The sequence below is a fragment of the Eubacteriaceae bacterium ES3 genome (genome assembly GCA_030586155.1).
Lineage (GTDB): Bacteria > Bacillota > Clostridia > Eubacteriales > Eubacteriaceae > Acetobacterium.
Genome location: CP130741.1, coordinates 1,150,444 through 1,175,222, shown reverse-complemented (window position 1 = coordinate 1,175,222; position 24,779 = coordinate 1,150,444). Strand labels below are relative to the sequence as shown.

Annotated in this window: 32 protein-coding genes and 2 riboswitches; of the genes, 10 read left to right on the top strand and 22 right to left on the bottom strand. The window is 38.1% G+C overall.

All coding sequences use genetic code 11. From position 1 onward, the window contains the following. Positions 1 to 126: 126 nt before the first annotated feature. The 19 genes from radC to Q5O24_05285 all read right to left on the bottom strand — a co-directional run bounded on the left by radC (position 127) and on the right by Q5O24_05285 (position 13,114). Positions 127 to 804 (bottom strand): DNA repair protein RadC, encoded by a 678-nt coding sequence (gene radC, locus Q5O24_05375; GenBank protein ID WKY48748.1) that lies wholly within the window; start codon positions 802 to 804, stop codon positions 127 to 129. Positions 805 to 826: 22 nt separating this feature from the next. Further along, on the bottom strand, positions 827 to 970 hold the full coding sequence (locus Q5O24_05370) for a hypothetical protein (protein ID WKY48747.1): 144 nt from the start codon (positions 968 to 970) through the stop codon (positions 827 to 829). Positions 971 to 985: 15 nt separating this feature from the next. Next, the gene (locus Q5O24_05365) at positions 986 to 2,143 is read right to left on the bottom strand and encodes a uroporphyrinogen decarboxylase family protein (GenBank protein WKY48746.1); all 1,158 of its coding nucleotides are present in this window, start codon (positions 2,141 to 2,143) and stop codon (positions 986 to 988) included. A 701-nt stretch (positions 2,144 to 2,844) separates the two neighbouring features. Further along, positions 2,845 to 4,026 (bottom strand): hypothetical protein, encoded by a 1,182-nt coding sequence (locus Q5O24_05360; protein ID WKY48745.1) that lies wholly within the window; start codon positions 4,024 to 4,026, stop codon positions 2,845 to 2,847. 13 nt (positions 4,027 to 4,039) lie between these two features. Further along, the gene (locus Q5O24_05355; GenBank protein WKY48744.1) at positions 4,040 to 4,381 is read right to left on the bottom strand and encodes a DUF192 domain-containing protein; all 342 of its coding nucleotides are present in this window, start codon (positions 4,379 to 4,381) and stop codon (positions 4,040 to 4,042) included. A 10-nt stretch (positions 4,382 to 4,391) separates the two neighbouring features. Then, a complete protein-coding gene (locus tag Q5O24_05350; protein ID WKY48743.1) occupies positions 4,392 to 5,303 on the bottom strand; it encodes a type II secretion system F family protein in 912 nt (303 codons plus the stop codon). Between the two features lie 119 nt (positions 5,304 to 5,422). Then, positions 5,423 to 6,349 (bottom strand): type II secretion system F family protein, encoded by a 927-nt coding sequence (locus Q5O24_05345; protein WKY48742.1) that lies wholly within the window; start codon positions 6,347 to 6,349, stop codon positions 5,423 to 5,425. A 14-nt stretch (positions 6,350 to 6,363) separates the two neighbouring features. After that, on the bottom strand, positions 6,364 to 7,707 hold the full coding sequence (locus tag Q5O24_05340; GenBank protein WKY48741.1) for a CpaF family protein: 1,344 nt from the start codon (positions 7,705 to 7,707) through the stop codon (positions 6,364 to 6,366). A 74-nt stretch (positions 7,708 to 7,781) separates the two neighbouring features. Next, positions 7,782 to 8,927 carry an AAA family ATPase gene (locus Q5O24_05335; protein WKY48740.1) on the bottom strand — a complete coding sequence of 382 codons (1,146 nt, stop codon included), beginning with the start codon at positions 8,925 to 8,927 and terminating at the stop codon, positions 7,782 to 7,784. Positions 8,928 to 8,951: 24 nt separating this feature from the next. Further along, a complete protein-coding gene (gene cpaB, locus Q5O24_05330) occupies positions 8,952 to 9,617 on the bottom strand; it encodes a Flp pilus assembly protein CpaB (GenBank protein ID WKY48739.1) in 666 nt (221 codons plus the stop codon). Between the two features lie 193 nt (positions 9,618 to 9,810). Continuing rightward, entirely contained in the window at positions 9,811 to 10,752 is a 942-nt protein-coding gene (locus tag Q5O24_05325) for a pilus assembly protein TadG-related protein (protein WKY48738.1), read from the bottom strand. Positions 10,753 to 10,755: 3 nt separating this feature from the next. Then, complete coding sequence (locus tag Q5O24_05320) at positions 10,756 to 11,169, bottom strand: TadE/TadG family type IV pilus assembly protein (GenBank protein ID WKY48737.1); 414 nt, start codon at positions 11,167 to 11,169, stop codon at positions 10,756 to 10,758. A 142-nt stretch (positions 11,170 to 11,311) separates the two neighbouring features. Beyond that, a complete protein-coding gene (locus tag Q5O24_05315) occupies positions 11,312 to 11,479 on the bottom strand; it encodes a Flp family type IVb pilin (GenBank protein WKY48736.1) in 168 nt (55 codons plus the stop codon). Between the two features lie 27 nt (positions 11,480 to 11,506). Continuing rightward, the gene (locus Q5O24_05310) at positions 11,507 to 11,674 is read right to left on the bottom strand and encodes a Flp family type IVb pilin (protein ID WKY48735.1); all 168 of its coding nucleotides are present in this window, start codon (positions 11,672 to 11,674) and stop codon (positions 11,507 to 11,509) included. 30 nt (positions 11,675 to 11,704) lie between these two features. Beyond that, the gene (locus tag Q5O24_05305; protein ID WKY48734.1) at positions 11,705 to 11,872 is read right to left on the bottom strand and encodes a Flp family type IVb pilin; all 168 of its coding nucleotides are present in this window, start codon (positions 11,870 to 11,872) and stop codon (positions 11,705 to 11,707) included. 30 nt (positions 11,873 to 11,902) lie between these two features. Continuing rightward, positions 11,903 to 12,070, bottom strand: coding sequence for a Flp family type IVb pilin (locus tag Q5O24_05300; GenBank protein ID WKY48733.1), 168 nt, complete (start codon positions 12,068 to 12,070; stop codon positions 11,903 to 11,905). A gap of 22 nt (positions 12,071 to 12,092) precedes the next feature. Next, complete coding sequence (locus Q5O24_05295) at positions 12,093 to 12,263, bottom strand: Flp family type IVb pilin (GenBank protein ID WKY49214.1); 171 nt, start codon at positions 12,261 to 12,263, stop codon at positions 12,093 to 12,095. A gap of 13 nt (positions 12,264 to 12,276) precedes the next feature. Further along, complete coding sequence (locus tag Q5O24_05290) at positions 12,277 to 12,444, bottom strand: Flp family type IVb pilin (GenBank protein ID WKY48732.1); 168 nt, start codon at positions 12,442 to 12,444, stop codon at positions 12,277 to 12,279. 25 nt (positions 12,445 to 12,469) lie between these two features. Beyond that, positions 12,470 to 13,114, bottom strand: a complete 645-nt coding sequence (locus Q5O24_05285; protein WKY48731.1) for an A24 family peptidase — start codon at positions 13,112 to 13,114, stop codon at positions 12,470 to 12,472. Between the two features lie 76 nt (positions 13,115 to 13,190). Beyond that, a riboswitch (cyclic di-GMP riboswitch) is annotated at positions 13,191 to 13,272 on the bottom strand. Between the two features lie 79 nt (positions 13,273 to 13,351). Then, positions 13,352 to 13,433, bottom strand: a riboswitch (cyclic di-GMP riboswitch). Positions 13,434 to 13,798: 365 nt separating this feature from the next. Here Q5O24_05285 and Q5O24_05280 point away from each other — a divergent pair. Further along, entirely contained in the window at positions 13,799 to 14,428 is a 630-nt protein-coding gene (locus Q5O24_05280; GenBank protein WKY48730.1) for a TetR/AcrR family transcriptional regulator, read from the top strand. Further along, positions 14,418 to 15,347, top strand: a complete 930-nt coding sequence (locus tag Q5O24_05275) for an alpha/beta hydrolase (GenBank protein WKY48729.1) — start codon at positions 14,418 to 14,420, stop codon at positions 15,345 to 15,347. Before Q5O24_05280 ends, Q5O24_05275 begins: the two co-directional genes overlap by 11 nt. Before the next feature lie 96 nt (positions 15,348 to 15,443). Here the strand turns inward: Q5O24_05275 and Q5O24_05270 are convergent, their stop codons facing one another. Continuing rightward, positions 15,444 to 17,057 carry a hypothetical protein gene (locus Q5O24_05270; protein WKY48728.1) on the bottom strand — a complete coding sequence of 538 codons (1,614 nt, stop codon included), beginning with the start codon at positions 17,055 to 17,057 and terminating at the stop codon, positions 15,444 to 15,446. Between the two features lie 35 nt (positions 17,058 to 17,092). Continuing rightward, positions 17,093 to 17,929 carry a hypothetical protein gene (locus Q5O24_05265; protein WKY48727.1) on the bottom strand — a complete coding sequence of 279 codons (837 nt, stop codon included), beginning with the start codon at positions 17,927 to 17,929 and terminating at the stop codon, positions 17,093 to 17,095. Positions 17,930 to 18,018: 89 nt separating this feature from the next. On the opposite strand from Q5O24_05265, the gene Q5O24_05260 reads away from it, so the two are divergent. The 7 genes from Q5O24_05260 (at position 18,019) to Q5O24_05230 (ending at position 23,312) form a co-directional block, all read left to right on the top strand. Beyond that, positions 18,019 to 18,774, top strand: coding sequence for a hypothetical protein (locus Q5O24_05260; protein ID WKY48726.1), 756 nt, complete (start codon positions 18,019 to 18,021; stop codon positions 18,772 to 18,774). Beyond that, the gene (locus Q5O24_05255) at positions 18,767 to 18,955 is read left to right on the top strand and encodes a hypothetical protein (GenBank protein ID WKY48725.1); all 189 of its coding nucleotides are present in this window, start codon (positions 18,767 to 18,769) and stop codon (positions 18,953 to 18,955) included. Before Q5O24_05260 ends, Q5O24_05255 begins: the two co-directional genes overlap by 8 nt. 2 nt (positions 18,956 to 18,957) lie before the next feature. Further along, the gene (locus tag Q5O24_05250; protein ID WKY48724.1) at positions 18,958 to 19,569 is read left to right on the top strand and encodes an Ig-like domain-containing protein; all 612 of its coding nucleotides are present in this window, start codon (positions 18,958 to 18,960) and stop codon (positions 19,567 to 19,569) included. Further along, positions 19,570 to 20,583, top strand: coding sequence for an iron ABC transporter permease (locus tag Q5O24_05245; protein ID WKY48723.1), 1,014 nt, complete (start codon positions 19,570 to 19,572; stop codon positions 20,581 to 20,583). Next, positions 20,583 to 21,410 (top strand): ABC transporter ATP-binding protein, encoded by an 828-nt coding sequence (locus Q5O24_05240; GenBank protein WKY48722.1) that lies wholly within the window; start codon positions 20,583 to 20,585, stop codon positions 21,408 to 21,410. The genes Q5O24_05245 and Q5O24_05240 overlap by 1 nt, the downstream gene beginning before the upstream one ends. Continuing rightward, complete coding sequence (locus tag Q5O24_05235) at positions 21,397 to 22,467, top strand: ABC transporter substrate-binding protein (protein WKY48721.1); 1,071 nt, start codon at positions 21,397 to 21,399, stop codon at positions 22,465 to 22,467. Before Q5O24_05240 ends, Q5O24_05235 begins: the two co-directional genes overlap by 14 nt. Before the next feature lie 131 nt (positions 22,468 to 22,598). Beyond that, the gene (locus Q5O24_05230; GenBank protein WKY48720.1) at positions 22,599 to 23,312 is read left to right on the top strand and encodes a hypothetical protein; all 714 of its coding nucleotides are present in this window, start codon (positions 22,599 to 22,601) and stop codon (positions 23,310 to 23,312) included. Positions 23,313 to 23,339: 27 nt separating this feature from the next. On the opposite strand, the gene Q5O24_05225 is transcribed toward Q5O24_05230, so the two are convergent. Further along, positions 23,340 to 23,957 (bottom strand): NUDIX hydrolase, encoded by a 618-nt coding sequence (locus Q5O24_05225; protein WKY48719.1) that lies wholly within the window; start codon positions 23,955 to 23,957, stop codon positions 23,340 to 23,342. Positions 23,958 to 24,154: 197 nt separating this feature from the next. Between Q5O24_05225 and Q5O24_05220 the strand changes: the two genes are divergently transcribed. Beyond that, entirely contained in the window at positions 24,155 to 24,541 is a 387-nt protein-coding gene (locus Q5O24_05220) for a desulfoferrodoxin family protein (protein ID WKY48718.1), read from the top strand. The last annotated feature ends 238 nt before the right edge of the window (positions 24,542 to 24,779 follow it).

Here is a 24,779-nt window from a genome sequence, read left to right as displayed (position 1 = left end):
TCAATAAGCTTGTTTGTAAAAAACGCCAATAATTATTCTATCACAAAAAATAATAAAAAAAAGTAACTACTGAAATTTTTCAGCAAAATTACTTTTTTCACTTATTTACATTCTTTTTTTTATCTTTTAAAGTACTCCGTTTTCAGCAAAACTATAGAATCTATCTTCTGCCACTATGATATGATCAATAACTTTTATAGAGATATGTTCTAATGCCTGTTTGATCCGCTGAGTCACATTTATGTCCTCATGAGATGGCTTCAAGCTTCCACCAGGATGATTATGTGCCAGAATAACACTCACAGCCTGATGTCGAAGGGCACTTTCTACGATGTTTCGGGGATAGACTGGCGCTTCATTGATTGTTCCTTCATGCAACAACAAGGCATAATTAACCCTATTCTGACTATCCAGGCATAATAGGTAAAAAACTTCGTATAATTTCCCGGTAAAAAGATTCATGACATAGTCTCCAGCCGATTTACTACTTGAGATTATAGGTTTATCCTTAATTTTGCTTATTTGGTAACGTTTAGTTAAGTCCGGTAGCATTGTGAGCAGCAGTGCGGAATTTTTAGTGAGTCCATCTACCTGGCAAAGATCATTGATACTGGCCTCAAAAACATTTGCAAGGGTTCCAAAACGCTCGATGAGTTTATGCGCAATTTCGTTTGTATCCTTTCTTGGTATACTATAAAAAAGCAAAAACTCTAAAATCTGATATTCTTCAAATCCACTCAGGCCGTCATTTAAAACTCTGTTCTTAACACGTTGCCGATGACCGGCATGAAGATTTTCTTCCATTATTCCTCCTTAAAGCATTTCATTAAATTAATAATGATAACACAAATCCAAACAAATCATCTTCATCTTCACTTTGAAATATTTTCAACAACAATTCATCTTCTAAATTAGTGCTGTTATTTATTTTCAACAACTTTTCAAAAATTTCATATGTATTTGTTTCCATTTGAGTCTCTCCTGGCTAATATTTGCTATTTTCAATAACATATCGATGAACTGCTTTTAATTTTTCCAGATCAATTCCTTTTTTTCGAAGAACCACCTTACCTGTACTGAAAATATATCCCCCTCCAGGTGCCGCTACATCAAGCATTGCCTTGGCGATATCAATGCAATTCTCAAGCGGTTCCGAATTTAAAACGCTAATAGGATAATTTCCCGCAATACATATAGATTTGCCAAGCTTATTTTTAATTATTTTCAAGTCACCCGTCTCAAAAAAACCAATTACCCGCCGATCAAAAGACTGCAAAAAGTCATAAAAGTTTGTCCAATCTCCTTCTAAAAATAACGAAACAGTATGGCCTGAGCCAGTAAATTCATCAACCATCCGTTTAAAAGTTGGCCAGAAAAAACGCTCAAACTGACTGGGGTTTAAAAATGGAGGCATGTGCAAGGGGATAAACAGACCAGGAAATTCCGCTCCTGTTTCTTTAAACCCTGACATTCCCCATTTAATTAATAATGGCAATAAAGCTTCACAAGCAGTCTCAACCTGTTCGGGTCGCCGATGCATATCAGTTACAATTCCTGTTAATCCCCTTAACTGGTCAGCAAGAAAATCAAACGGAGCTTCCACCATATGATTTGTGATGACAGGAATTCCGGAAACTTCAACACAATGCTGGTCAATTTCACGCAACTGTCTAGAATTTTCTATATATTCAGTAAAGCCCCTGCCAATATTTAAGGAAGAAGCCGGATCATTCATAGAAAATGCTGTATATATCCGCGGTAAAATCTTTTTAACAATCGTTTCCATTGGCATAGTAATCAATTCTTCATAGTCTGTTTCCAGCATACCCTGAACTTCCGAATATTGCATAAAGCCATCTTTATTGAGATTAAAATTTTTAGCACCTAAATGGGTGTACAATCTGGAATTCCTCAAAAAAGCAGTTGCAACTCCATCTATTAATAAATCTTCATAATATTGTGGTATGGTCTTTCGAAGTTTTATAAAATCAAGATGAACTGTTTTTAAATCTTCACCCGCATATTCCACTGTTACTTCAGGGCTATTTAAAGAAAAAATGGGAACACGATCCGGAACCTCTAAACGAATCGCCTTCTGAAACCTTTTTAAACGTTCATTATATTTTTTATTAACACTATTCATTGTAAAACCCTCTAAATATTTATCTTAAATGAAATTATCATTTTCTATCTCAAAAGTCAATATTATTCTATGCCAGATTTATATATCACCGAGTTAAAGATGTTCTCATCATTTTAAATTTAAACCCTGCCTTGTCTTGATTATATAAAATCGGAACAATTTTCGCCCTATAAGCATTAAAATACCAGTACAAATTAAGTTTGATTCGTACTGGCATTAAAATTACATCAATAATTTATTACAAAAAGACTAGCTCCGATTTTACTTTCTTTGCAATAAAATCGGTCTAGTCCCAAATCTGTTCGGTCATCCGTTTGGATACCTCCTATTGATTTTCCTCAAACAGTTTATCTTAATAATCCAAGTAATATCTCCAGCCTGTACTTTTGCAAACTGACCGTTTAAACTTTTTGGTAATCATTTACTCATCCTATTTTTCTGAAATTTCTTCTTCAAAATAACTTTTCATTTAATTCCATAAAAGGGTTGTCACATTATTAATTTTCAGACAATCTGTTTTCGTTCCCAGATCTTTCTGTTCAAACCAGATTCCTTAAATAACTTTATCAGCTATTATGATCTGTTTGATATGATATTAACCTTTTTATCTTGAATACTGTTTGACTTGTACTTATTATATCACATTTCTGCTTTTTGTAAAGCTATTTTTGCAAACGTTTTATTTTATCTTTCTTGAATATTTACTGTTCAAATATGCTTGTACTATCCATCTCTGGATTTATTGTGGCAAATGACTCAAAAATATCTGCATCATTTTCATTCTCATCCTGTTCAAGACCGACATACTTTTGATCATTTTTTAGTTTCTCCAGAGCCAACTCAAGATGAGCCACCATTTCCACATTCTTTTTGTTGTGAGATTCCTGATATTTTTCAAATTTTTGTCGCAACGCCCTGACCTGATTACGGGAGTTCTTATCGTTTTCTTCCTGTTGCATTTTTAATAATTCATTTTCTGCGTTTAACTGTTCAATATTTCTTTTGAGCTCATTTAAAACATTTTGATCTTTTTCTTCGGCTTCAGCACATTTAACTTTCAGACTACGATTTTCATCTTTCAATCGCTCATACGCAACAACCAAATCACCTTTTTCTTCTAAAGCTTCTTCATACTTGACTTTTAACAGCCGTATTTCTTCTTTAAGTTGTTCGAAGGCAGCCGGAGCTTCTTCGTTATTTTTGACTTTCTCTAACTTTTCTTTTAGCAACTGGTTTTCTTCCTTCAGACGTTCAAAGGCTATTGTCAAATCACCTTTTTCCTCTAAAATATCATTTTTCTGAGAAATCAGTTCCTGCTTTTCTTTTTGCAGTTGAAGTAGCTGTTCCTTAACAAATCCATCATCACCTTGCTGAACCTGAGTATAATCGCTGACTTCTTCATTCAGTTCATTGACTAGATTCTTCAGTTGTCCCAGCTGAGTCTTTAAATCGCCATATTCTTCTTCATAGGACTGATAAGCTTTAAGTTTTCGTTTTAAATTTTCTACTTCTTCATCATCGTCCGAAGTTTTTCTGTTTTTTACTTCCGACACGGAATAAGCCAACTGTCGATTTTCATTTTCAAGAATTTCGAGCCGCTTTTCCAGTTCTGCCTTTTCATTTTTACTGATATTAAACATTTCTCCGTACTGATCACGCTCCTGTTTAAGCATTTCAGTCATAGCCGCATATTCTTCGAGTCTGCTATTAAAAGAGGCCTCCGCATTTTCAAGTTCTTCATTTAAAGACCTTGCATATTCATTAACCTGTTTTTTATTATATCCGCCAAAAATGCTGTTACCAAAACGACTGGTTCGCTCTTTTTTCTGATCTGTCTGATCTCTTAATTCATTAAGTGTAATTGTTTCCACATTTTTCGCCATAATATCCCCTCATTCATACTTTTAACTTCAGTTTTTGTGATGAGCTTTTAAAATATTTTTTGAAACTACCCGACTGTACTTCCAATACCCATTTTGCCTCTTTTACATGAGCACTGACTTTACCCGGTTTTAATGCCTCTTCATAACGAAGAACAACCCCATCCTTACCGATAAAAATCACATCAATTGGATATTTCATTCCAAACATATGTACCTGTTTGCAATTTTCTAAAAGTAAGCCCTGGTTTTCATTAAGGCTTTTAGTCCGAAGTAAACCGATAAACCGCTTTAAAAATGTATCGGCTACTTTTATATCATTAAAAAGGCATCTATCCTGATCATATATCTCTGCCATTATATCACCCTCATCCAAACTGTTCAACCAGATGCAGAATAGTTGGTCCCAGGAGTACGATAAAAAGAACGGGTAATACAAACAAGACCAGAGGGATCATCATCTTGACTGGTGCCTTCATGGCTTTTTCTTCGGCTCTTTGCTTTCGTTTAATTCTCAATTCTTCAGACTGGGCTTTTAAAACCTGATTAACTGGTATTCCCAACTGGTCAGCCTGAATCACCGAACCGGCAAAAGTTTTTAGTTCTTCTACAGAATTACGGTCGGCCAGACTTTTCAAGGCATCTCTTCTTGGTTTGCCAAAATTAATCTCAGTATGAACAATATTCAGTTCATTCACAAGAACTCCAGATAAGCGGTCACTGATCTTAATCAGTGCTGCATCAAATCCCAACCCTGCTTCCATGGTAACACAAAGTAGATCCATTACATCTGGCAACTCATTGGAAATAGCTGTTTGTCTTTTATTAATTCGATACCGCAAAAATAATAGGGGTGCAGCCAAGGGAATTAAGCTTGACATGATCATAATTAAAAGCTTAAGAACCGGGTTTGCATGGGATAAAATTGTGAACAAAATGGCACTTAAGAATAGAACTCCAAATATCACAATACGAATTGCGTTATATTCGGCTACTGTCAGATAAAGCCCCGCCAGACGCAGCTGATATTCCATTTTTACATTATTATTAGAATCTTTCCGGGATAAAAACCCGGAAATCGTTTTTATCACTGAAGTATACACTGGGACAATAACGCGCTGAATAAAAGGTTTTTGAAATTCTTCGTCCCAGTTTCCATCTCCAGTTTTAATTGCATTCAGACGCCGGCCTTTTGTATCCGCTTCCTGAGCTTTTCTATAGAAGAGAATAATTATCGCGATAAATAAAAGTAAACCGATATTAATGGATAACCACAGCATTTTTAAACCCTTTCTTTCTTAATTTAACCACAATATTTAATGTATCTTCCAAACAATAATAAACCGCTGCTCTTTATAATTGGAAAAACAAAACCGACTACATAGTATTTTCCTTTTCATTAGAATTGAATATTAACAATTTTTCTGATAAATAAATATCCAATAATTTCCATCACAATACCAGTTATTATCATCCCAATTCCCAAAGTTGACTCAAAAAATATAGTCACATATTCCTTATTAAAGACAAGGAATATCAAAATAACTGCCACCGGCATCAAGCCTACGACTAATCCTGATGTTCTGGCTGTTGCTGTTAGTACTTTTATTTCATTTTTAATTTTAAACCGCTCTTTTATCGTTCCAGAAATATTCAGAAGAATTTCTGAAAGATTTCCACCCGTCTGCCGCTGGATTAAAATCGCAGATACCATCATCATAAAGTTCTGACTGCCAATTTTATCTGATAAACGGGTTAAGGATGTTTCGATGGTAGAACCCAGCTTGAGTTCTCTGACAACCTTGCTGAATTCGCTGGAAATAGGATCCGGCATTTCAGTTGATATACTGACTAGTGCCTGTTGAAAGGTAAGCCCCGATTTCAGACAGGAGCTCATGATACCGATGGCTTCAACAAGCTGCTGTTCAAACAGCTCGACTCGTTTTTCCCGCTGTTTTTTTACATAAAGCGGCGGCAAGAGTAATCCTATTCCCAAAGAAATGGCTGCGAAAATCAGATTGCTGCTGACCAAAAAAATCAGTACTGTTGGAATCAGAGCCACTCCCAGCCAAACGAGCAAAAATTCAGCCGGACGTATCATCATCCCTGACATCGATAAATCGTTGGCAATCCGCTTTAGAAGTTTTACTTTAGATCGTTTCTGACGACTTCTTTTAATAATTTCCAGTTCTTTATTCTGACTTTCTATCAGCGTTGACATTCTTTTTTCTATTTGCTGACGTCCAGCAAACATCAGCTTAAGAATTAAATAAACCACTACAAAAACAAGAACCGCAACCGGGATCGAAACAAAAACTGCCTGCATAATTTCACTTCCTTTCAGCGGTCAATAAACCAGTCATCACTGACCATCACTCCGTTATGCCTGATTTTTTCAAGACATCGGGGTTTGATTCCCATACTCTTGAAACGTCCACGGAATTTTCCTTCTGCATCCATTTGTCCGGACATTTCGTATTTAAAAATATCCTGCATAACCACAACATCACCTTCCATCCCGTTTACTTCAGTAATATTAACTATTTTTCTGGTTCCGTCACGTAGTCTGGATTGCTGAATGATCAAATCAATAGCTGAAGTCATCTGGTCACGAATGGCTCTCATTGGCAGTTCCATCCCCGACATTAAAACCATTGTTTCGATACGCGACAGTGAATCTCTTGGGGTATTGGCATGAATTGTGGTCAGAGAACCATCATGACCGGTATTCATGGCCTGAAGCATATCAATCGTTTCGGCGGATCGTACCTCTCCGACAATAATTCGATCCGGCCTCATACGCAGGGAATTGACGACCAAATCTCGTATTGATACCTTTCCCCGACCTTCCAGGTTAGACGGACGACTTTCCAGTGTAATAACATGTTCTTGTCTCAGTTGCAGCTCAGCAGCGTCTTCAATGGTAATAATACGTTCTTGATCTGGAATAAAACTGGACAATACGTTAAGCATAGTTGTTTTACCACTCCCAGTTCCACCGGAAACGATTATATTAAGTTTTCCCCGTACGCATGCCTCAAGGAAAGCGACCATTTGATGAGACAGAGAGCCAAACGAAAGTAACTGGTCAACTGTAATCGGCGTTTTTGAAAACTTACGTATGGTAATAACCGGCCCAACCAGGGATAGCGGAGGAATCACCACATTAACACGAGAACCATCCTGAAGCCTGGCATCCACCATTGGACTGGCCTCATCGATATGTCTGCCAATTGAAGAAACAATTCGGTCGATAACGTTTAAGACATGCTGATTATCCTTAAACACAACCGGCGATAGCTGTATCTTTCCATTTTTTTCAATATAGATACGATTATAACCATTAACCATAATTTCAGTAACATCCGGATCGTTCAACAATGTTTCAAGAGGTCCGTAACCAATAATCTCATTTAAAAGTTCTTCGGTAATTCGCTCTCGATCCATTCGATTAACATTCTCAGCCTCAATCGACATTACCGCTTCAAGAATTCTCAAAATTTCTGCTGAATTCTCTTTTGAGATCTCTTCTACTTTGCTACTGTTGATTTCATTGATCACTTCCTGATGGACACGGTTTTTTAGACTCTGATAAATATCGACCCGCGGTGTTTCTCTTTTACCTTCATCGTTTCCTTCTTTCGGACCCGTTCGTTTCTGTTCCATTTTTTCAAGAAGTCCCATATTTTTTCCTTTCTTTCAGATTGGCATCTAAAAACTAATATTAACCGTACTAATACTTATTTGTTTTAGACGAATTATCGCTGAGCTAACATCTTTAAAGCAAAGTCAACAATTTTAGTAAGTTCTCTGCCAAGTCCTGTTTTAGCTGCTCCCAGAAGTATTGGAACTCCTTTATTATGGGCATTTAAGGCCGTTTTCCAATCTGCATGAATGGTGTTTTTTAGCGGTACCCCCAATACTCTTTGCATATCTTTAATGGTAATAAGACTCTTTTCAAAACGATTGACAATAATCTGCGCTTTTTCCCGTTGCTGCAGCGTATCCAAAACATTTAAGGCAATTTTAGTATTGCGAAGCGTTGAAATATCTGGCGCGGCAACACATAAAAGCAGGTTGGCATTTTCTATCGCAACCATCGAAATATCATTAAAGACTGGCGCAGTGTCTACTATCACATAGTCATAAAACGGCCGCATTGTATCAATTATCATATCCAACATCTCAGGCGTAATATACTCCGCATATTCCGGGCTTTTGGGAGCACAGATAATATTTACTCCAGAAAAATGTAATCCCATTACCCGTCTAATTGCATCCATGTCGCTGGAATCTTTACCCTGAGTAAGATCGGCAATGGTTTCTTTGGGATCCATATCAAAAAATACATTGACATCGCCAAATTGCAGATCGGCGTCGATAATCGCGACTTTCTTTCCTTTTTTTGATAGCGCAACCGCCAGATTAACTGCCACTGTTGTTCGACCAATTCCTCCTTTGGTTCCGAAAACTGTTATAACCTGAGACTGAACACTGTTGCCGACTCCCGATTCAACATTTTCCATTCGGGATTTTTCGAGAAAGTAAGCAGTTTCAATATTTTCAGTCAGAGTTGTGGTATCAATGGGAAACTGCAGAACTTTTCTAATTCCAGCCTGCATGACTTTTTCAGTATAAGCCGTATCAAAGTTATCACAAATCAGAAAAACCGAACAACCCGGCATCCGAATATAAATCTTCTCAGCCAGATTGATGGATTCATAATATTCATCTTCACATTGAAGGATTACCACATTAGGTTGCAAATTCACAGATTTTGTCAAAGCGCCTTCTTCATTGCGGGTATATCCAACAAAAATTGTGCGATCCGCCTTTAAAAGACTTTTTATTTCATAAATCCGATTCTCATTATTACCAATTATCATTACTTTTATTTTATCCATTGATACGCCTCATTCGCTTTCAGATCAATCTGTCGGAACATAAGATGGCAGATTATCTGCCTCCTGATCCACTGCCGATCTGAGAACAATCCGGTACTCTCCTTCAGTCAGCGCATAGTTCAGTTTTGGGACCTGATCTTTAGGGACTGCGACAGTTACCGATATGTATTCTTCTTCCGAATCATTTCTCAGTTTTGCACCTACTTCCAGAACCTCAAGATTTTCTGAAATATATTCAGAGATGAATGATGTGCCGGTGACTAACGTTGCCACCACATCAACCCTATCTCCACTCTGAAGATAGCCGCCCACTCCAGTAAACTCATCCGTCTCTAGGGTTACCGCCCGAAAACCAGAGGGGACAGTATAAGCTAAACCGTCATTTTCTTCACTGCCAACACTGAGTCGACTCGTTAAAATTTGTTCACCGGCTGCAATGTTTTCTTTGGCCACTCGACCAACCACCTCTTCAAGACTGTTATAAGAAGAAGGATGTGCATAGCTGATGGGCAAATCCTGCAACTCAACCATTTCAGATTTAATGACTGTTGCTGCCTCAATATTTGTTACCGCTACTACAACCGGTCTGGTTTCCTCGTCAGTTCTTGTCGTTAAAGACAGCGCAAACTGGAAAACGGCAATCCCCGCAACCACTGACAATGCCAGGGCAATCAGTACTAGTTTCTTCATTTATACTCTCCATTTGCACAATCAGAATCATTAAGTCTGATTATAAATTTTAGTCATCAGATAATTTTTATTTACCCATTTTATTTCAGAATATTGACCTCATATCCCGACAAAATCAGATAAACCAAGATTACCCCTAATTATTATTTCAAATAATTAGTATTATCGTGTTTTCATCATTACTATCCTTTATTTACTCGACTAAACTGGACGACCCACCCTCCGGATTAACATAATCAGATGGCAGTTCCCCGTTGTAAATATCGTAGTCTTCAATATAAGTTAAATATAAATTCTTTCCTTTATAATCGTAATCGTGAAAGATGCATTTAAGCAATACAATCTGGCTGGGGTCGATCATATCTTCATTTTTCAGGTTTTCTAAACTTCTGTAAGTTCCATCTGTTAAGAGTACTGAACCACTGTTGATAACATCCGGCTTTAGGCTGAGTACATAGACAAAACCACCCAGATGCTGTTCATAGACATAGCCGATTTCCTGTTTGATGACTGCAACGGTTCCTTCTTTTAGGACTACACCATTCTGATAATCCACTTTAAAGTAACATGTTTCCGGATCATCTCCATTAACTAACTGATACATTCCGTAATCTTCGCCTTCCAAAATGCTTTCTTTATCACCTGGCGAGACATCTTCCCAGGCGACAATTTCAGGATCGGCAGTATAGTCGTCATCAAGGTTTATAAAGGGTAGTGCATCCCCTTCCCAATGATAGGTAATCTTAGCAACAGCCCGGCCAGAAACATCAATATTGTCAAAGCCAAAAATCTTGGCAAAAGAGTACTCAACATTTTTTGTACAAACAACTTCAATCATCTGCGAATCCCCATAGTAGGGCGTAGTTACAGTCGTATTGATTTCTTCTGTACCATTTAGCTCAGCATAGTTTTTTGCTGTCGTAATGGCTGTACTGGAGTTCGGCAGATCATGCGCTGCAGCCAGGGCGGCAGCATCAGCTGCTGTCTGCTGTTGCCCGGCAATCAGATAAACTAGCCCCAAATCAATAACCAAAGCGAGAAAACCCATAATAAAAACCATTGAGGCAGCGATAATAATTAAGGTATCTCCACTTTCATCAGTAAGAATTTTTTTTAAAACCTTTAGGCCCCTCATCTTCTACTCCTCGACTTTCATCGTACAGGCAGCATCCAGATTGATGGTGTCACCTGGAAGAAAAAGCCCAACTATCGGAGTAAGCACTGCCACATCACTGTTAATTGTCACAATTACATCCCCCTCTGTGGGATCTGCGGGGTCGGTAAAAGTAACATCTATTTCCATTGAGTCACTCATGTCATCCGGCGCAATGGACAACACGTAGTTTTTTATGGCAATGGTAGAATCCGAATGGACAACAGCATAACGCGCTCCATCTCTGGAACAATAGTCGATAATATTCTGGTGCATGAAAAGCCAGCCAAAATCCACAATTGCACTGAGTATCATAATCAGAACCGGCAAGGTAATTGCAAGTTCAATAACAGATTGGCCCTTTTCGTTTTTTAAAGCTTTGATTATTTTTGCAATCATTTGTTCCTCCTGTTCATGCCATTTCTCAATCAATCTGAAAAAGAATATGAAAAATGGCATATTGATCATCAAACATAATACTTAGTCTGATGCACTCAATATGCCACTATTTTTATGGTAGACATTCTGGCAATACAGCACATTATGCTGATAATTGTGTTGTGATTTGGGTAAATAAATCGCTGATCTGTGGTCCCAGTAACCAGATCGCTGCCATTGCTGCTAATGCGACTCCGGCAATAATTAAACCATATTCCACCATTCCCTGGCCTTCTTCTTCTCTTAAAATCATCGGCAATAATTCTTTCATCTTCTTTCTTCCTCTTTAATCCAAAGTTTAGGCTGCTAACTGCGTAGTCAGTTCGGTGAACAGTGCACTAACCTGTGGTCCCAATAACCAGATTGCTGCCATTGCTGCCAAAGCCACTCCAGCGATAATTAATCCATATTCTACCATCCCCTGGCCTTCTTCTTCTCTGATAATCATTGGTAATAATTCTTTCATTTTATTTCTCCTTTAATTTATTTTTTTGTTCTATGCTGCTAACTGTGTTGTCAGCTCGGTGAATAATGCACTTACCTGTGGTCCCAGCAACCAGATTGCTGCCATTGCTGCCAAAGCCACTCCAGCAATAATTAAACCGTACTCTACCATCCCCTGGCCTTCTTCTTCTCTGATAATCATTGGTAATAATTCTTTCATTTTATTTCTCCTTTAATTTAATTTTTTGTTCTATGCTGCTAACTGTGTTGTCAGCTCGGTGAATAATGCACTTACCTGTGGTCCCAGCAACCAGATTGCTGCCATTGCTGCCAAAGCCACTCCGGCAATAATTAAACCGTACTCTACCATCCCCTGGCCTTCTTCTTCTCTGATTATCTCTGGCAGGAAATTTTTCATCACCTTTCTCCGTTTAATTTTTTTAACCTGCTAATCCAGCGGCTAACGCTGCTGCAAACTCTGTGAAAAAACCACTCAAGGCCGGCCCTAGCAATATAACAAATAGTACTATTGCAGTTGCAATAATTAAACCGTACTCTACCATTCCCTGGCCTTCTTCTTCTCTGATTATCTCTGGCAGGAAATTTTTCATCACCTTTCTCCGTTTAAGCTGACAGCTGAGTTGTTAATTCAGTAAACAGGGCGCTGACTTGAGGTCCCAATAACCAGATTGCTGCCATTGCTGCTAATGCGACTCCAGCGATAATTAATCCATACTCTACCATTCCCTGACCTTCTTCTTCTCTGATAATCTGTGGTAATAAATTTTTCATTTTTTACTCCTTATTTTTTATTCTTTTATGCTGCTAAATTAAAAACCAAAACAATTGTGAATCCCAATGTGATAAATGGACCTAATGCTATTTTTTTCTTTAAATCCTCCTTCTTTCTTACAAGAAACACCGTTGCATAAAGCAAAACCGCTATCGACATCATTAAAATTGCAAAAATCAATCCATGTATTCCTAAACAAAAACCGACGACCGCTGCGTATTTTACATCGCCCCATCCAGCGCCACGCCCAAGAAAAGCGGGAAGGACAAAAATGACAAATCCAATTATAAAACCTGCGATATTTATTACCAAATGGCCGCCCGGCCACCCGGAAATTATTAATGTCGTACCAATTACCAGTACCAGAAGAAGCAATTCATTTGGAATCTTCTGAATCTTTAAATCTACCAGGGCTATCATTAACGCTACTGATATTAACAGCATATTTGCAATCGACTGTATATTTAAGCCATCTTGTCCTGCAATCAAAGCCCAAATAATCCCGGTTGCCAAAGCAAAGAATACTATTTCCTGCTTATGAGTAGCTACATCATCAATTGTCAGCTGCTTCATTCTCCTAGTAATCAAAATATCTGATATACTTTTTATTAACAAACCAAAACCCATACCAGACATAAAAACAAATATTATCCACAACGCCTGATTCATTGAACCACCTCCTGGAGAATAAAAAAAACAACGTTGTGACACGTTGCGTTTTTAGGGTGCACTTAATACACCTATTATTTGCAACTGGCTGTCATGTAATCTACTTAGACCCTATAGCTTTGCGTCCCTACCTTTCGATAGGTTTGCCAAATATGAAATTTTACCAAACCATAACATTTTGTAAAATAAAAAGCAACGCATATGCACGTTGCTTTTATTTCTAAAGTTCTTGAAATTTTTTGCAACTGGCTGCCATATGATACACTTAGGCCCTAAAGCTTTGCGTCCTTACCTTTCAGTAAGTTTGCTGATTTATTTTGTTGGGTTTATAATATAACATGAAATATATAATGTCAATAAGTTTATTAAGCCTTTTTATTTCTTTAATTTCATCTTATAGTGTTTTAATTTGTTTTTTCCATAAATATATTGTTGATATTTTATTCTTTAAATTCGTTTAACTTTCATTATTTTCATCACATTTTTTTCTGTATTATAGCATTTAATGCTACTTTAATTAAAATCATTTTATATTTTTATGTTATTTATACAACATAACACATCGCATAACCACAGCATATCTAAGATTGATGTGTTATTAAAAACTAAAAATAAATTGACAAAGGAAACACCTCGCTTTATAATGAATGAGTGTTCATTCATTATAAAGCGAGGTGTTTCCTGATGGCCAGAACATCGAAAAAAAACGAACAGATGCGGGAAATCAGTAAAGAAAATATCCGCAGTGCTGCACTGAAACAGTTTTCTGAAAAAGGACTGTTTGCTACCCGTATTCATGATATTGCCAAAGAAGCCCAGGTTTCCCAGGGCCTTTTATATCGTTATTATCATTCAAAAGATGAGATTTACACAGACCTCATTGATGATGCTCTGAATCTATTAATACAGGCAACTCAAGCGATTGATGCTCTTGAGGTGCCAGCCGAAGAAAAATTCTTAAAGTCCCTTCAAGGACTATTTAAAACAATAGAGAACAGCCCGCGCTTTTTACAAACCAACCGTCTGATTAGCTCTGCCATTTATTCAGATGCCATACCTGAGGCCGCCAAGCAGAAGATAAATGAAAAAAGAGAAATCCCCTATCAGATATTTGCAAATATTATCAGCCAGGGACAAATAGAAAATTCGATCGTGGCAGGCGACCCTAAAGAGTTATCAATTCTTTTCTGGTCGATTATTAATGGGCTTTCAACCTATATATCTACACGCGAAGTCAGCCTGAACCTTCCAGATCAAAGTCATATTACCAAAATGTTTTTAAAAAATCCAAAGGAGTATAACCATGAGCTTTAAAGGTTCTATCTTTCATTTTATTTTAAGAAATCGGCATCTTTTAAAAGGCCAGCTTAAGCCTGAGATTATCTCAAAAGAAACCTCCATCGAAAAACTGCGAGCTGATACAGATGCGGCTGCAAAACGCCTTGTTAAGGCCCACTCTGATATCCTTTTTGAATCATCAGACTTCCCAAATTTTTATAGCGAATGGGTAATTCCCCAAAGCGCTCCAAAGGATAAGTTAATTCTCTATTTTCACGGAGGCGGTTTTGTAATGGGCAATGCCTGTTCCCATCGAAATCTGGTTTCGACTTTTGTTCGTACCTTAGGATTAAAGGCCCTGGTTTTTGATTATAGCCTGGCTCCCGAACATCCTTCACCAGCAGCAGTCAATGACAGTTATTCTATCTACAAATGGCTGCTTGATGAAGGTTATCTTCCTGAAAATATAGGATTTGCCGGCGATTCTGCTGGTGGTGGCATTCTTTTCTCCACCCTTTTGAAATGCAAGAACGAAAAAACCCCCTTGCCGGCCGCCTGCCTCGCTTTTTCACCCTGTACTGATATGACCATGTCAGGAGAATCTCATATAAGCCGAAAAAAATATGATCCCTGCACCCCAGAAGGCGCCAATGAAACCTACTTATCTTACTATGTCGGTGATGGTGACCCCAGACACCCGTATACTTCCCCATTATTTGGAGACTTATCAGATCTCCCACCTATTCATATCGAGGTTGGTAATGATGAGACTCTTCGAGATGATTCTGTGCTGTTTAGTCAAAAAGCGATTGTAGCTGGCAGCCCTGTCTCTATTAATGTCTGGAAAGGGATGTTTCACTGTTTCTCATTGATGGCACCAATGTTTCCTGAAGCAACAAAATCACTTAATCAGTCCTGTGACTTTATGCGAAATCATATGAAGGTAAACATATGAAAAAAGGCAATATTTGAGGATGAAATCCCAAATATTGCCTTTAATTTAAAATTATTCAGTACCTCGAAGTCGCTTTTCATACCGATTTTTGAAACATTAATTTCTATTTTCATCGAAACAGCTAAATCGCTCAATGATCTTTTCAGCTGTTTTTATCCCATCGACGGCTGAAGACATAATTCCACCTGCATAACCTGCCCCTTCACCCATGGGAAATAAGCCTTTTAGATTACTCTCATATTTCTCATCGCGCAGGATTCTAAGAGGAGCAGACGATCTCGTTTCAACCCCAGTCAAGATAGCATCCGACATAGAGAATCCTTTTATTTTTTTATCAAACTCCAAAATAGCTACCTTCATAGTCTCAACAACATAGTCAGGTAAACATTTTTTCAAATCAGTCATCACTATACCTGGCTTATATGTTGAATTGACCGTCCCCAAAGTTTTACTTTCCCGATCTTCAAGAAAATCACCTAATAATTGGGCAGGCGCAAAATAATTTTCGCCACCAGTAAAAAAAGCTGCTCTCTCCCACTTCCTTTGGAATTCCACGCCAGCTAAAGGATGTTCGCTTCCAAAGTCCTCAGGATTAACACCAACTAAAAGAGCTGCATTGGCATTAACACCGTTTCTAGCATGCTCACTCATCCCATTGGTCACAACACCATCTTTCTCAGATGACGAGGCTACCACAGCTCCTCCCGGACACATACAAAAAGTATAGGCAGAACGCTCATTCTTCCCATGATAAGCCAGTTTATAATCAGCGGCTCCCAAAGCCGGGTGCCCTGCCCATTTTCCGTATTGACTGGTGTTGATTAGTTCCTGCGGATGCTCAATTCTAACACCTATTGAAAAGGATTTTGCACACATCGAAACACCTGAATCATATAATTTCTGATAAGTATCTCTTGAACTATGACCGATACCAATTAAAACAAGTTCAGTTTCAATGACGTCAGTATTATTAATAACAAGGCCTTTAATTTCACTGTTTACTACTTGTAAACCTGTCATTTCAGACTGAAAACGAACTTCTCCGCCATTCTTGATAATTTGCTTACGAATATTTTTAACTGTTTCTCTAAGTAAGTCTGTTCCAATATGGGGTTTACTCTGATACAGTATCTCAGCTGGCGCACCAGCCTCAATAAGTTTATTAAGAACCATACGACAACGACTGTCATTAATCTGGGTCGTCAATTTTCCATCAGAAAAAGTTCCTGCTCCACCTTCACCAAACTGAACATTGCATTTTTCATTTAGTTCTCCTGTTTCCCAAAAATGTTCAATCATTTGGGCACGAGTATCAACGTCTGCGCCCTTTTCTAGAAGAATCGGGCAATATCCATTTTCGGAAAGGATTAATCCTGCAAAAAGTCCTGAAGGTCCGGTTCCCACAATGACTGGCGGTTTTTTAAGTTTTTGAGAACCTTTTACCAAAGACATCGATTTAAAATCTGGAGTTATACTGACGGCTTTGTTCTTCTGCAGTAATCTTTTTTCATCTTCAATCCTGAAATCCAGGGTATAAATGAAATAAATCATATCCTTTTTTCTCGCATCGATTGATTTTTTAAAAATGTGAAACTCTTTTATCTTTGTTCCTTTTACTATATTTCTGAGTTTTTTCTCGAGTGCCATTCTTTCCTTTTCAGTATTTTCAGCCTCAAGAATTGATAATTTTATATTGCTTATACGAAGCATGGTTCCTCCCTAAAAAAGTTACCTGGACAGGTAACTTATTCGTTATGATTTTTTTCTTCGTCTGTTTTCATTCGCGGTATAAATCGTCTCGCAAATTTCCCGCTATCATCGCCGTCTGTGCGGTTAACAATGTAAAAATAACCGATTATTGAAAAAGTGACTGCCCCGATAAAATTGACAAACAAATCATGCATGGTGTCGTAAAGCCCAATATCAATGTATCCGCCATAATTCCAGGTCACTCCATTTACAATCATTTCATGAATTTGAATTGTAACGGCAACATTTTTACCGTCAGGATTAAAAATAACTGAACTGATAGCTGGCAGAATTGTATCTTTTTGCATATCGGTCAGAAAGAAATAGTCCATCCCAAATTCATAGAATTCCCATAAAACTCCGATCGTCATGGAAAAACAGAAGGCGACTATCGCCACAAAAACTGGCGACAAATACATTTTCACATTTTCATTGCGGTTTAAAATATCAATCATTGAAAATCCAATCGCTGCACACAAAAAACCATTCATAGTGTGAAGCATATCATCCCAGCGATCATACATTAAATAATATTCGTTAATTTCTCCGAGAATTTCTGCACTGAAGATAAAAAGTAAAATAATAATTTCTAGCGTATCCGGCAGTACAATATTAAGTTTTTCATCAATTAAACCAGGTATTAAAAACAGAACCAATGTTAGAATGCATAAAAAAGCATTATTATAGTTCTGGTTTACTATTGATGAAATTAATACCAAAACTACTAAAACCCGCAAAGCTATATAGACAAAAGTTTTAGTTTTGCTTTTTTTCGCTTCTTCCAAAAACTCCTGCCAACGCTCATGAAACGTTTTTCTCTTCCGCTTTCCCATACTTGCCCCCTTGAGTTTTAATTAAATTTATTATATCATAATTCTTGGAATCTATCGCTAAGATTTTAATCTATTAACCAGGAGTATATATGTTATATTATATTTGCATTGATGATACCGATAACATTGATTCGATCGGCACAGGTACTATTGCCGATCAACTACGTCAACTTTTAAAAGAAACAGCTCTTTCCAATCCGTCACTAGTGACGAGACACCAGCTTTTTATTCATCCTGATATTCCATATACTTCCCACAACAGCTCAATGTGTTTTACTATCGAAGCTGACAAAAATGCCTTTCATCAAATTATTGAACTGTGTTCAAAGCATTTGCTGGAAACAGCTGCTGATGGATCGGATCCTGGTTTATGTGTTTTACCGTTCAAAGAAAACGAAAATTATTCAGATCTTATCGAATTTGGAAAATCAGCTAAAGCAAGTATCCTTAACAAAGATATGGCCTATGCCTGCGCCTTAAAATATGATGCCCATTTATCAGAACACGGCGGCACTGGAGATGGGATTATTGGCGCTCTGGCCGGTGTTGGTCTTCGACTAAATGGCACTGACGGCGAAGTCAAAGCCTCTCTTAAGAATTTCACCATCGGAAGTACCTGTTCTATTGAATCTTTGAAAGAACTTCCTGAAATAAATGTGGTGAGGGATTTTAATAGCAAAGAAATATTGCCTGATGATACTGTAATCAAAATTAATCAGCGCACTAAAACTGTTTTTTATAAAAATCAGTTCGTATTATTTGTTGTTAAAATCGATGGTTCCGCTGAATATGAGGTCCTCGATAAAGCCAACATCAGAAAGCTGGGGGATAGCTTTTATGAGTGATAATCTATTTCTAAAGACAGATGAATGGGCTACTGGTGCTTCAACAGCACTTGTATGCAAACAATTCAAGGAGGATGTTGAAGAAGAGTGGGTTGCTGAGGAATTGGTCTCATGCTATAATTGCCGATATCGACGATTTGTAAAAGACGGTATCGTCTGTACACAAAAAGAAAGGGTTTAAGAATGAAAATTAAAAAAATTATTTCTATTTTTTTAGCTTGTATTATAACACTGGTAATGATAAATGTCAGCGTTTTTGCAGCTGGAGGAGATGGTACTGGGGGTGGTTCCGGTAGCGGCGATGGTACTGGCGGTGGTAGTGGTCAACCACTTACGATTGTAGCTTCAACGCCAGCTGATGGTGCCACCGATGTCGCAATTGATGATGTTATCACGCTTGAATTCAGCAAAAACGTAGCTTATCTAACTGTACGTGATGATAACCTTACCGCTGTCAGCATATATAATGGTGAAACTCTCGTTCCGGCTGAGGTTACTATGGCCGATGACCAGTTAGAGCCTGACCTGCGAAACTTTATGACCATTACTCCCAGCGAACCGCTGGAAGAAGCAACAACTTACACAATTAAAGTTGAACCAATTGTAACTTCCAAAAGTGGTGATGTCCTTGAGTCCGCAGTCGAAATCAATTTTACCACAGCAGGTGGAGTAGAAGATGTTGTAACCACTATGGCTGATAACACTACATCCAGTAATTCAATACTTATTTTTGCTATTATTGGATTATTGGTAATTGTTATAGCTGTAGTTTTGGTTAAACGTAAAAAAGCATAAATGTCGAAGCGTCGTAGCTTTTTAACGGCAGTCTTTCTAATCGTGCTTCCAATCATCATTTTTATCGGAACAATTTGTATCGGACGTTATACAGTATCTCCCCTAGATGTTTTTAAAAGCCTGATTTACGGACTCACAGGTAATGACAGCGGTCTTCCAACAGAGACGACTGCTGTCGTCCTTCAGATACGATTACCACGGGCATTTCTGGCTGTAATGGTAGGCGCCTCGCTGGCTGCCAGCGGCGCGGCATTTCAAGGACTGTTTCGAAATCCCCTGGTATCCAGCGGAATTCTTGGCGTTTCATCGGGTGCTGGTTTTGGGGCCGCGCTGGCAATTGTTTTTTTTAACAATATTTTTCTGACTCCAATCTTTGCCTTTTTTTTTGGTATTCTAGCCGTTATTTTAAGTTTTTTTGCCGGACGAATTGAAAATACATCCACCACCATTACTCTAGTCTTAGGAGGAACGATCATTCAGTCAATTTTTTCAGCACTCATTTCTTTGCTGAAATATATGGCTGATGCTGTCACACAACTACCAGCCATAACTTTTTGGCTAATGGGCAGTTTAGCTTCCACGAAAACCAGTGATATGCTTCTTTCTCTAATCCCTATGTCCCTAGGGATGCTTGGACTTCTGCTGATTCGCTACCGGATTAATGTTTTGTCAATGGGCGATCGCGAAGCCAAAACTCTTGGAATTGATGTCAACCTAAATAAAGCTTTTGTTATTGCCTGCGCCACCCTTGCAACAGCTGGGGCTGTTTGTGTCAGTGGCATTGTTGGCTGGATAGGCTTGATTATTCCCCATGTCGGACGGATAATCGTCGGGAATGATAACCGCTTTCTGGTTCCAGCCAGTATGTCTTTAGGTGCCTGTTTCGTCTTGATCTGTGACACTATCTGTCGCTCTCTAACTGGTGGTGAGATTCCACTTGGGATTATCACCGCTCTTGTTGGCGGACCATTTTTTATTTATCTGTTGAAAAAAACAAAAGGAAGGAACTGGTAATGTGGCCTTTAGAAGTTGATGAACTCAGTTTTTCTTACAATGAACGAAACCCTATCTTTAAATCCATCAAATTTCATGTTGAACCGGGAGAAGTTTTTTGTATAATCGGCCCTAACGGTTGTGGAAAAACAACCCTGATCGATTCTATACTGGGACTAAACGCTCCACAAAGCGGAATGATTAAGGCCTTTGGAAAAAATCTTTCCAAAATGAAAGCTGCTGAATTTGCAGCCCATATTGCCTATGTGCCGCAAAACCATGTAAAAACTTTTCCCTACTCTGTACTGGATATTGTTCTGATGGGACGAACTGCTCAATCGGGGCTTTTTTCTTCCCCATCAGCTTCCGAAAAAGATAAAGCCTGTCAAGCACTAAACATGGTCGGAATGAGCGATTTCAAAAACTGTCCCTACACCCAACTCAGCGGCGGTGAATTACAACTGGTTTTAATTGCCAGAGCTATCGCTCAGGAATCAAAAATCCTGATTCTTGATGAACCCACCGCCCATCTTGATTTTCGTCATGAACTAATGGTGCTGGAGTTGATTGATAAAATTTCCAAACAACAAAGACTTTCTATTATTATGACGACTCATTTTCTTAATCAGCCTTTTTTTCTTGGAAACGCCAATACAAAAACACGAGTTGCCTTAATGCATCAGGGAACTTTCAAATCCGTTGGCCATCCAAACGCTGTTATCACTAAAGAAAATCTTGAAAAGTATTTTAATATTCAGGCTTCAATCGGTGAAACATATGAAAGTGGACAATTGCGGCAATTTATTGTCCCGCTAAAAACGTCAGGAGCAAACCATGAAATCAAATAGAATCCTATCCTTACTGTTAATTCTTTTAATCGGTCTTGCAACTGGGTGTCAATCCACAGCAGTTGAAAACTCAACTGATACAAAAACTATCACAGATTGTCTGGGAAGAGAAGTTGTCATCCCGGCTGATCCCCAAAGGGTTGCCTGCCTGTATGCTTCAACAGCCCACATTATGGCCATGCTTGATCAGGAAGATAAAATTGTCGGAATACCCAATGGAATTAAACGTGACGTTTTAATGTCCTATAAACGACCAGATATCGTGGACGTTTCTGTCCCATATTCAGATGGATCGATTAATGTTGAAGAACTCCTGGCGACCAACACTGATCTGGCCCTGATTCGCCAAAGTACTGCTTTAAACGAAGGCGAAACTCAAAAACTTGATAAAGCCGGTATTCCATGGGTTGTTATTGATTATGCCAGTATTGACGAGTTAAAAACTGCCATTACAGTCTGCGGTTTAATTTTTAGTCAAGAAGTCAAGGCTGATGCCTATATAAATGACATGGAAAGTGTTTTGGCTCTAGTGGCAGAACGAGTTTCGATAATTACCGAATCAGAAAGAACAAAGATTTATCACGCTGTTAATGAAGACGCTCGGACTGACCTGACTGGGGATATCTGTTCTGAAATTACCCAGATCGCTGGTACAATCAATGTTTCCACTGAAGGTGGAAATTTATTTACTGAATCGGAGAAAACGATGACCACGCTGGAGCAAATCTATTTATGGAATCCAGATGCAATTATTGCCAACGACATCAATACAACTAACTATATCCTGAATGATTCCAAATGGACCGGTTTATCAGCCGTTGCAAATAAACAGGTATATACCTTACCAGTAGGCGTTACCCGTTGGGGACATCCAGGTTCCATCGAACCCCATATGGCTGCGCTGTTTATAGCTAAACTCTTTTATCCTGACTTATTTACTGATATCGATTTAATGGAGAAAACCCGTTCATATTATCAGGAAATGTTTGGATTAAGTCTATCGGACGATGATATTAACTCAATTTTATCCGGAAGTGGGATGCGAATCTCCAAGTAAACAATATCAATAAGGATATATCCCAAAAACGTCATGAAAGTTGAATCTTTGATATAATTGTGACGAAAGTGTGATTGAAGTCCGCAATCATTTGCGATATCATATTATTAGCTTTGATTGAGGAGAAACAAATGTTAAAAAAGACCCGAACAATATACATCAGCATTATTTTAATTCTGTGTTTTTTTACTGGATGTACAACTTCAGCAGAGAGTTATCAGGAGTCATATCTAACTCTGATTTCTGTTCCCATTGATGCAAGTATTCCGGCAGTACTATCTCTTGATTGCATTTTGACTGTTACAAATCCCGACCCCGCTAATCCCGAGGTCAACCTTGCACCAGCTACATTTGCTGTTTTTGGATATACTAATTCTAGTGGTGAAATCGAATACTATTCTTATGCCAAAAAAGAAGCTGTCGTTAACGATGCTTGGGTCCAGGTTGAAGAAGGTTTTTATCGAGTTGAGATGCATCGCGATAGTAATAATATTTCAGTCACTTTAACGACACCAGCAGTTCGATTTAACAATGCTGATCCAGGAAGTGGGACAGTTACAGCATATGAAGATGTTTTGCCTTTAGATTTTTATACCCCAACCGAAATACCTGGTTTGTATAGTTTTATCGATGCTAATGGCAATAATAATTTTCGCGTCTATGCAACTTTTGAAACAAACTCTAATTTTTATCCTGCTAACGAGGATGGTACAATGGTTTCAGGTGCCTTGCCGGTTGTACCGGAATATGATGCCCTTCTGCAAAGCGGAGGAATAAATGCAGCAGCTCTTTTTTTAGCCACTCCAATCGCTTGTACAAATGTCCAGGTTAATTATAAAGTCTAAAAAAAGCCGGTTTTTAACCGGCTTTTTTTAGTCGTAAATCGGATTAAAACTCGGGTTGTGGTGAGCCTCAAAGAACATTTCAAGCTGTTCTTTAGTAATTCTTCCCTGTGATAAAGGTGGAAGTTCATCTAAGCCAAAAAATCCGCTTTCCAGTGTTTCTGTATTTTGTTTAAACTCTCCTTCTATCAGATCACAAAGCATATGAATTTTATAGATTGTGTAAGGACACGGATCGTTGCTCCATTTACTGCGATCCAAAATAGCAACAAGTTTATTAGGCTTCACCCTAACTCCGGCTTCTTCAAATGCTTCTTTTATAACATTTTCCTGCGGCGTACGATTCACATCAGCCCAGCCGCCCGATAATGCCCATTTTCCATCCAGTTTTTCCCGAACCAGAAGAATTCGATTCCCCACGATGACACCGCCTCGTACATCAACCTTAGGGGTCAAATAACCGACTTCCTGCCGATAAAAACTCTCAATCACCTCGTGAGGTATTTCAGTATGTTTTTCAATAATCTCCTTGGATAATCTCTCGATTTCTCGATACCTATCCAAATCATAGTCATTTTTACAATATGTCAGCCCAGCCTGAGAAATAGACTGCAATTCTCTGGCCCATTTTAACCATTGTTTTTCCATTTTTTATCGCCAAAGCGCTCCTTTCAGATAAGTTATTAAGAATTATATAGAATAAACATTCATTTCTTAATAATAATGTATTTTTATTTATTACAACTTGTGCTATAATAATCAGGAATTAATCTAATTCAATGTTTAAAAAGCCATTCATTGGGAATATACTTTTTAAAGATTTTATGACTCAGGAGGTCAAATTTATGTGTAATGAACCAAAATTTTTCGTCTGTAAACATTGTGGTAATTTTGTCGGCATGATTAACTATTCAGGTGCACAAATGATTTGTTGTGGTGACCCCATGACTGAAGTTGTCGCTAATACAACTGATGCCGCTCAGGAAAAACACGTTCCGGTCATTACTATAACAGGCGATGCTGTAAAAGTTGAAGTCGGTAGTGTTGCCCACCCAATGACTCCAGAACACCATATCAGCTGGATTTTCCTGCAAACAGAACAGGGTATGCAACGTAAATGCTTACCTGTTGATGGTTCACCTAGTGCTGAATTTGCAATGGCTGCTGGTGATAAAGTAATCGCTGCTTACGAATATTGTAACCTGCATGGTTTATGGAAAGCAACTGTTTAATTTAAAATAAAGCTATGCAAAACAAAAATCGCATAACATACATTTCCAGAAAAGTCTGGTTGTATGTTGTGCGATTTTTATGGAAAATTCTATAACAAGCTGACATATATATATTTAATTTTGCTATTGATCTTTTATACGAGATATATAAATATTAAATCAGCATTATCATAACAGGATTAAAATAAAGAATTATAAAGACTCTTTCTCATAGATTTATTCATAACTTACGTCTGGA

What these genes read in the sequence shown, in the direction of transcription:
- Q5O24_05300 (WKY48733.1), bottom strand. Translation starts at nt 12,070, where the DNA reads ATGAAAAATTTCCTGCCAGAGATAATCAGAGAAGAAGAAGGCCAGGGG.
- Q5O24_05240 (WKY48722.1), top strand. Translation starts at nt 20,583, where the DNA reads ATGTGGCCTTTAGAAGTTGATGAACTCAGTTTTTCTTACAATGAACGA.
- Q5O24_05275 (WKY48729.1), top strand. Translation starts at nt 14,418, where the DNA reads ATGAGCTTTAAAGGTTCTATCTTTCATTTTATTTTAAGAAATCGGCAT.
- Q5O24_05345 (WKY48742.1), bottom strand. Translation starts at nt 6,349, where the DNA reads ATGCAGGCAGTTTTTGTTTCGATCCCGGTTGCGGTTCTTGTTTTTGTA.
- Q5O24_05320 (WKY48737.1), bottom strand. Translation starts at nt 11,169, where the DNA reads ATGATTGCAAAAATAATCAAAGCTTTAAAAAACGAAAAGGGCCAATCT.
- Q5O24_05235 (WKY48721.1), top strand. Translation starts at nt 21,397, where the DNA reads ATGAAATCAAATAGAATCCTATCCTTACTGTTAATTCTTTTAATCGGT.
- Q5O24_05290 (WKY48732.1), bottom strand. Translation starts at nt 12,444, where the DNA reads ATGAAAAATTTATTACCACAGATTATCAGAGAAGAAGAAGGTCAGGGA.
- Q5O24_05270 (WKY48728.1), bottom strand. Translation starts at nt 17,057, where the DNA reads ATGCTTCGTATAAGCAATATAAAATTATCAATTCTTGAGGCTGAAAAT.
- Q5O24_05370 (WKY48747.1), bottom strand. Translation starts at nt 970, where the DNA reads ATGGAAACAAATACATATGAAATTTTTGAAAAGTTGTTGAAAATAAAT.
- Q5O24_05225 (WKY48719.1), bottom strand. Translation starts at nt 23,957, where the DNA reads ATGGAAAAACAATGGTTAAAATGGGCCAGAGAATTGCAGTCTATTTCT.
- Q5O24_05305 (WKY48734.1), bottom strand. Translation starts at nt 11,872, where the DNA reads ATGAAAGAATTATTACCAATGATTATCAGAGAAGAAGAAGGCCAGGGG.
- Q5O24_05335 (WKY48740.1), bottom strand. Translation starts at nt 8,927, where the DNA reads ATGGATAAAATAAAAGTAATGATAATTGGTAATAATGAGAATCGGATT.
- Q5O24_05365 (WKY48746.1), bottom strand. Translation starts at nt 2,143, where the DNA reads ATGAATAGTGTTAATAAAAAATATAATGAACGTTTAAAAAGGTTTCAG.
- Q5O24_05280 (WKY48730.1), top strand. Translation starts at nt 13,799, where the DNA reads ATGGCCAGAACATCGAAAAAAAACGAACAGATGCGGGAAATCAGTAAA.
- Q5O24_05310 (WKY48735.1), bottom strand. Translation starts at nt 11,674, where the DNA reads ATGAAAGAATTATTACCAATGATTATCAGAGAAGAAGAAGGCCAGGGG.
- Q5O24_05315 (WKY48736.1), bottom strand. Translation starts at nt 11,479, where the DNA reads ATGAAAGAATTATTGCCGATGATTTTAAGAGAAGAAGAAGGCCAGGGA.
- radC (WKY48748.1), bottom strand. Translation starts at nt 804, where the DNA reads ATGGAAGAAAATCTTCATGCCGGTCATCGGCAACGTGTTAAGAACAGA.
- Q5O24_05355 (WKY48744.1), bottom strand. Translation starts at nt 4,381, where the DNA reads ATGGCAGAGATATATGATCAGGATAGATGCCTTTTTAATGATATAAAA.
- Q5O24_05265 (WKY48727.1), bottom strand. Translation starts at nt 17,929, where the DNA reads ATGGGAAAGCGGAAGAGAAAAACGTTTCATGAGCGTTGGCAGGAGTTT.
- Q5O24_05220 (WKY48718.1), top strand. Translation starts at nt 24,155, where the DNA reads ATGTGTAATGAACCAAAATTTTTCGTCTGTAAACATTGTGGTAATTTT.
- Q5O24_05250 (WKY48724.1), top strand. Translation starts at nt 18,958, where the DNA reads ATGAAAATTAAAAAAATTATTTCTATTTTTTTAGCTTGTATTATAACA.
- Q5O24_05285 (WKY48731.1), bottom strand. Translation starts at nt 13,114, where the DNA reads ATGAATCAGGCGTTGTGGATAATATTTGTTTTTATGTCTGGTATGGGT.
- cpaB (WKY48739.1), bottom strand. Translation starts at nt 9,617, where the DNA reads ATGAAGAAACTAGTACTGATTGCCCTGGCATTGTCAGTGGTTGCGGGG.
- Q5O24_05340 (WKY48741.1), bottom strand. Translation starts at nt 7,707, where the DNA reads ATGGGACTTCTTGAAAAAATGGAACAGAAACGAACGGGTCCGAAAGAA.
- Q5O24_05325 (WKY48738.1), bottom strand. Translation starts at nt 10,752, where the DNA reads ATGAGGGGCCTAAAGGTTTTAAAAAAAATTCTTACTGATGAAAGTGGA.
- Q5O24_05350 (WKY48743.1), bottom strand. Translation starts at nt 5,303, where the DNA reads ATGCTGTGGTTATCCATTAATATCGGTTTACTTTTATTTATCGCGATA.
- Q5O24_05245 (WKY48723.1), top strand. Translation starts at nt 19,570, where the DNA reads ATGTCGAAGCGTCGTAGCTTTTTAACGGCAGTCTTTCTAATCGTGCTT.
- Q5O24_05255 (WKY48725.1), top strand. Translation starts at nt 18,767, where the DNA reads ATGAGTGATAATCTATTTCTAAAGACAGATGAATGGGCTACTGGTGCT.
- Q5O24_05360 (WKY48745.1), bottom strand. Translation starts at nt 4,026, where the DNA reads ATGGCGAAAAATGTGGAAACAATTACACTTAATGAATTAAGAGATCAG.
- Q5O24_05295 (WKY49214.1), bottom strand. Translation starts at nt 12,263, where the DNA reads ATGAAAAATTTCCTGCCAGAGATAATCAGAGAAGAAGAAGGCCAGGGA.
- Q5O24_05260 (WKY48726.1), top strand. Translation starts at nt 18,019, where the DNA reads ATGTTATATTATATTTGCATTGATGATACCGATAACATTGATTCGATC.
- Q5O24_05230 (WKY48720.1), top strand. Translation starts at nt 22,599, where the DNA reads ATGTTAAAAAAGACCCGAACAATATACATCAGCATTATTTTAATTCTG.